Origin of the sequence: Rhodococcus sp. EPR-147, assembly GCF_001647185.1 — a bacterium.
Classification (GTDB): Bacteria; Actinomycetota; Actinomycetes; order Mycobacteriales; family Mycobacteriaceae; genus Rhodococcoides.
The window spans coordinates 1-4,833 of the sequence record NZ_LVCU01000557.1; the positions used below are offsets into that span (position 1 = coordinate 1).

Annotated in this window: 7 protein-coding genes; all 7 read right to left on the reverse strand. The window is 67.2% G+C overall.

Annotation, left to right across the window (positions count from 1 at the left end; genetic code table 11):
- Positions 1-60: 60 nt before the first annotated feature.
- Positions 61-888 carry an IclR family transcriptional regulator gene (locus A2J02_RS24945; RefSeq protein WP_068055115.1) on the reverse strand — a complete coding sequence of 276 codons (828 nt, stop codon included), beginning with the start codon at positions 886-888 and terminating at the stop codon, positions 61-63.
- 74 nt (positions 889-962) lie between these two features.
- Entirely contained in the window at positions 963-1,601 is a 639-nt protein-coding gene (locus A2J02_RS24950; RefSeq protein WP_068055117.1) for a 3-oxoacid CoA-transferase subunit B, read from the reverse strand.
- Entirely contained in the window at positions 1,598-2,317 is a 720-nt protein-coding gene (locus A2J02_RS24955) for a CoA transferase subunit A (RefSeq protein ID WP_068055122.1), read from the reverse strand. The genes A2J02_RS24950 and A2J02_RS24955 overlap by 4 nt, the downstream gene beginning before the upstream one ends.
- Before the next feature lie 32 nt (positions 2,318-2,349).
- Positions 2,350-3,042 (reverse strand): SDR family NAD(P)-dependent oxidoreductase, encoded by a 693-nt coding sequence (locus tag A2J02_RS24960; RefSeq protein WP_068055119.1) that lies wholly within the window; start codon positions 3,040-3,042, stop codon positions 2,350-2,352.
- Complete coding sequence (locus A2J02_RS24965) at positions 3,035-3,451, reverse strand: SRPBCC family protein (protein WP_037193878.1); 417 nt, start codon at positions 3,449-3,451, stop codon at positions 3,035-3,037. The genes A2J02_RS24960 and A2J02_RS24965 overlap by 8 nt, the downstream gene beginning before the upstream one ends.
- Before the next feature lie 29 nt (positions 3,452-3,480).
- On the reverse strand, positions 3,481-4,122 hold the full coding sequence (locus A2J02_RS24970; protein ID WP_068055120.1) for an NADPH-dependent F420 reductase: 642 nt from the start codon (positions 4,120-4,122) through the stop codon (positions 3,481-3,483).
- A partial coding sequence (locus A2J02_RS24975) for an ABC transporter ATP-binding protein (protein ID WP_331712161.1) occupies positions 4,119-4,833 on the reverse strand: 715 nt, incomplete at its 5' end. The genes A2J02_RS24970 and A2J02_RS24975, both read right to left, overlap by 4 nt.

The window sequence follows — 4,833 nt, forward strand, 5'->3', positions numbered from 1 at the left end:
CAACCCTCGGGAAGGACGGAGTGCAGCGGACGCCATTGCGTCAGAAAGGTTTCGGGGAAATCAGTGACCCGAGTCGGTCTCGGGCATTGCGATATCGAGAGCGGACGCAGGCAGATCTCCCGCGGCGCGCAGCCGTTCCGACATCTCCCGTGCCAACGAGAGCAACTGCTGAATGATTTCCGCATCACGATCGGGTTCGATCTTGCCCAGGCACAGCATCGCGGCGATGGGACGCCGATCGGCGTCGAGGACCGGGGCCGCGATTCCGCGCCCGGTGTCGAACCGCTCGAAGTTGTCGACGGCGTAGCCCTGCTCCTGGATGCGCGAGAACTCCGCCTCCATGGCATCGGGGTCGGTGATCGTGTTGGGCGTGAACCGCCGCAGTCCGTCGTTCTCGTACAGATTGCGACGCTGCTCGTACGGCATGTACGACAGCAGAAGTTTGCCGTCGGCCATGGCGTACGCGGGCTGCGGATGCCCGGGTTCGAACTCGATGAACTCGGTGTGTGCTCCCGCCACGCGCGAGAGCTGAACGGCCTTGACCCCGACGAGGGTGCTCAGAACGGCATCGTGGCCGGACCATTCCGCCAGCCGCGAGAGATACATCCGCGCGTCGTGCAGCACCGGATTGGTGACCATGCCGACGCTGCCGATTCCGATGGCGTGCATTCCGAGTCGGTACTTCGCGGTGCGCGAATTCTGTTCCACCCAACCGACACTGACGAGGGTGCCGAGAATGCGGTGCACACTGGCCGGTGACAGTCGAACGAACTGGGCGAGTTCTACGATGCCCAGCGGGTACGGATGCTCGGCCAGAGCCGTGACGATGCGGGTGGCCCGGGACACCGCGCGCACATGGCCGGCGTCTCGATTCTCGCGCTCGTTCACAAAGCCTCCATGGGAGGTGAGCTTACTGGTCGGCCCTGTCACGTCACCGTTCAACGCCCCCGTGGCCGGGCTCGTCACGTCATCACGGACGCCCCCGTCAGCCGGCGCACGTCGGGGATCGTCACCCCTGGCGCCACTTCACGCAATGCGAAACCCCGTGGCGTGACGTCCAGAACGCCGAGATTGGTGACGATGCGGTCCACCACCGCGCGTCCGGTCAGCGGGAACGTGCACTGCTGCACCAGTTTGGGTGTGCCGTCCTTGCCCGCGTGTTCCATGACGACGATGACGCGGCCCGCACCGGCAACGAGATCCATCGCCCCGCCCATCCCCCGCACCATGTGGCCGGGCATCATCCAGTTGGCCAGGTCGCCGGTCGACGAGACCTCCATCGCGCCGAGAACCGTCACGTCGATGTGTCCGCCGCGGATCATGGCGAACGACGTGGACGAGGACACAAACGAGGCGCCGGGTAGCACCGTGATCGGTTCGGTTCCGGCATTGATCAGGTCGGTGTCCAGGCATTCCGGCAGCGGTGTCGGGCCGACAGCCAGGACGCCGTTCTCGCTGTGCACGGTCACTCCGAGCGAGGACGGCAGATGGTTGGCCACGCGGGTGGGTAGACCGATCCCGAGGTTGACGCTCTGCCCGGGACGCAGTTCCTGCGCGGCTCGTTTCGCCATCTCGTCCCGGTTCCAGCCGAGGCCGGTCATGCGACCACCTCGTCCGGTACTTCGACCACGCGCTGGACGAACACGCCGGAGAGCTGAACGGAGTCGGGATCGAGTGCGCCGGGTTCGACGATGCGCTCGGCCTCGACGACGGTGATGCGGCCTGCCATCGCCACGTCCGGGTTGAAGTTCTGCGCCGAGGCCCGGAATATCGCGTTGCCGGCCGTGTCTGCCACCGCGGCGCGTACGAGCGCGTAGTCGGTCACGATGCCCTCTTCGAGCACGTACTCGCGATCGCGGCCGCCGAGTCCGAAGCGTCGAATCTCTTTGGCAGCGGACGCTTTCACCACGTTCCCGGCCGAGTCGTACCGATGCGGCATGCCGCCGTCGGAGACGAGGGTGCCGACCCCTGTGGGGGTGAAGAAGGCGGCGATGCCCGCCCCGCCGGCCCGAAGCCGCTCGGCCAACGTGCCCTGCGGTGTCAGCTCCACCTCGATCTCGCCGCTCATGTACTGCCGCGCGAATTCTTCGTTCGCTCCGATGTACGACGCGATCACGCGGTCGATGCGACGGTCGTGCAGCAGCAGAGCCAGGCCGGCTCCGTTGACCCCACAGTTGTTCGCCACGACGGTCAGGCCGGAGGCACCCTGGGCACGCAGTGCCCGCACCAGCGCCCACGGCACTCCGGCGGTGCCGAATCCCCCGACGCCGATGCTCGCGCCGTGGGGAATGTCGGCGACGGCGTCGGCGGCCGACATCCGTTTGCCCGCCCGCACGGACACATCCGACGTCACAGCAGCACCAACCCACCGTCGGGACAGAGCGTCTGACCGGTGATGGCCTGACTCTCCGGCCGCACCAGGAACGCGACGACGTTGGCCACGTCGTCGGGGACCAGTGGACGCGGAAGTGCCTGCCGGCGCAGTACGTCGTCCTTGACGTGCTGCTCCATGCCGCCGACCGGCGGTGGCGTCAGGCCCGGTGCCACGCAGTTCACCGTGATGCCCGACGCGCCGAGCGAGCGTGCCAGCGAGCGTGACGCACCGATGAGCGCGCCCTTGCTGGTGATGTACGGCAGCATGTCCGACACCGGCGGTGGGTTGAAGAAGGTGTCGGACACGAGGAACACCACGCGTCCGAATCCTCGCTCGGTCATGCCCGGTTCGAGTTCCTGGACCAGCCACAGCGGAGCTTCGACGTTGACGGCCATGACGTTGCGCAGCACCGTGGCGTCCAGATCGGCGAGGGTCGCCCGCTGGAACGAGACCCCGGCGTGGACGAGGACGTCGACGCGGCCGTGTTCGGCGAGCACTGCCCGCGCGGCGGCGCGCACGGCGTGTTCGTCGGACAGGTCGACCGCCGGATCACCGTGCAGGTCGAGCGCCACCACGTGGTGGCCGGAGGCGCGGAGCTGGTCGACGACAGCCGACCCGATGAACCCCGCTCCTCCGGTCACCAGTGCGACGGGGGCGTCGTCAGCCACCGAATTTGCTGTTCAGGCCGCTGAGTGCACCGTCGATGTCCGCTCCGATACCGACGCGGGCACCGTCCTGCATCTCCTCGGGCACGTCGGCCTCGATGGCGTATTCCACCTCGGAGCCGTCGCCCGCTTCGCGCACGGTGAAGGTGGCGGCGAGGTGCTGCATCGGTCCGGGCTGGCCCGGCACCAACTCGTAGGTGAGCGATCGGGCGGCGTCGTCCTGGGCCGCGATGCGGTCGAAGACCGAGTCGCCGCGGGAGAAGTCGACCTTGCGGCTACCGTCGGCCTGCATCTCCACGGCGTCGATGTGCGGCTGCCAGGACGCGTAGCCGCCGAAGTCGCTGACGAAAGACCAGACCTCGTCGGCCTTGGCGGTGAGGGTGGTCGTCTTGCTCAACTGAACGATGGTCATGGTGTTCTCCTCGAATTGTGTTGGTGGGTCTAGCTCTTGGCTGCAGCGAGTTTGGCCTCGGCGGCCGGGACGCTGAGCATCTCCATGTCGCCGGGCAGCGCACCGCCCATCCCTTGGAGCGCTCCGCCGGTGTGCAGATCGCCGGTGTCGATGGCGACACCGCCGATGGTCGCGAGAAGATCCGTCACCAGCTTCTTCGCGTCGTCGTCGTCGCCTGCCATGTAGACCGCATGCTGAGGATCGGCTCCGGCCGACAGTGTGGTCGCCATGATGTGGATGGGAGTGACGTTGAGCGCCTTGACCACTCGCGCACCCGGTACGTACTCGGCGACCGCCTCGCTCGAGATCCGGCCGCCGATGTCGATGACGCCCTGCGGACCGGGGGCGGTCCGGTTGTTCGTCGTGTCGACGACGATCTTGCCGTCCCAGTTCTCGACGACCGAGACGGCCGCGGCGGTCTTGCCCCACGGGGTGGCCAGGAAGACGAGGTCGGTGCTGTCCACGGCCTCCTGCACCGTTCCCGCGGAGCAGTGTCCGTTGAACTCGTCGACGATGTCCGCCAACGATTCCGGGCCGCGCGAGTTGCTGAGGATGACGTCGTGTCCGGCCCGAGTGAAGAGTCCGGCCAATGCCTGACCCATTCGTCCGGCTCCGATGATTCCTATTTTCATTTCTCTCCTTCTGTGGTGGTGGTTGTTGTCGCCAGGTCCGCTTCGCTTGCGTCCCATTGGTCCCCGCCCAGGTAGCTGGCTCGGACCAGCCCCTTGTCCTGCAGCAGTACCTGGGCGTCGTGTCCGGCCGAGATGTCGCCGTGGGCCATCAGGTAGGCCCGGTCCGAGATTCCGAGGGCGAGCTCCACGTGCTGCTCGACGAGCAGGACGCCGCAACCGGTGTCGTCGGCGAACCGGCGAATGACCGGCAGCAGTGCCTGCACGATGACCGGCGCGAGTCCGAGGCTGAGTTCGTCCAGCAGCAGCAGCGCCGGTTTGCGGGCGAGCGCCCGGCCCACGGCCAACATCTGCTGCTCGCCTCCCGAGAGAACTCCCGCAAGACGGTTGCTCAGTTTCGTCAGCGCCGGGAAGTAGTCGAAAGCGAGGTCGGCATCGAGAGTCTCACCGCGCCTGCGTAACTTGAAGTGTTCGGCGACGGTCAGACCGAAGAACAGTCCTCGATCTTCGGGCACGTGGGCGATGCCGCGGCGAGCCCGGTTGGTCGGTGACAGTGCCTCGAGGCTCTCCCCCTGCAGGCTCACCCCGCCCTCGAACGAACGCACGAGCCCCGAGACTGCCTTGAGAGTGGTGGTCTTGCCTGCGCCGTTGGGCCCGAGCAGAGCCACCACCTCGCCTGTCCCGACCTCGATGCCGATGTCGCGAACGACCACC

Excerpts from the sequence above, each read along its gene's own strand:
- A2J02_RS24970 (WP_068055120.1), bottom strand. The coding sequence starts at position 4,122 with ATGAAAATAGGAATCATCGGAGCCGGACGAATGGGTCAGGCATTGGCC.
- A2J02_RS24955 (WP_068055122.1), bottom strand. The coding sequence starts at position 2,317 with ATGTCGGCCGCCGACGCCGTCGCCGACATTCCCCACGGCGCGAGCATC.
- A2J02_RS24950 (WP_068055117.1), bottom strand. The coding sequence starts at position 1,601 with ATGACCGGCCTCGGCTGGAACCGGGACGAGATGGCGAAACGAGCCGCG.
- A2J02_RS24965 (WP_037193878.1), bottom strand. The coding sequence starts at position 3,451 with ATGACCATCGTTCAGTTGAGCAAGACGACCACCCTCACCGCCAAGGCC.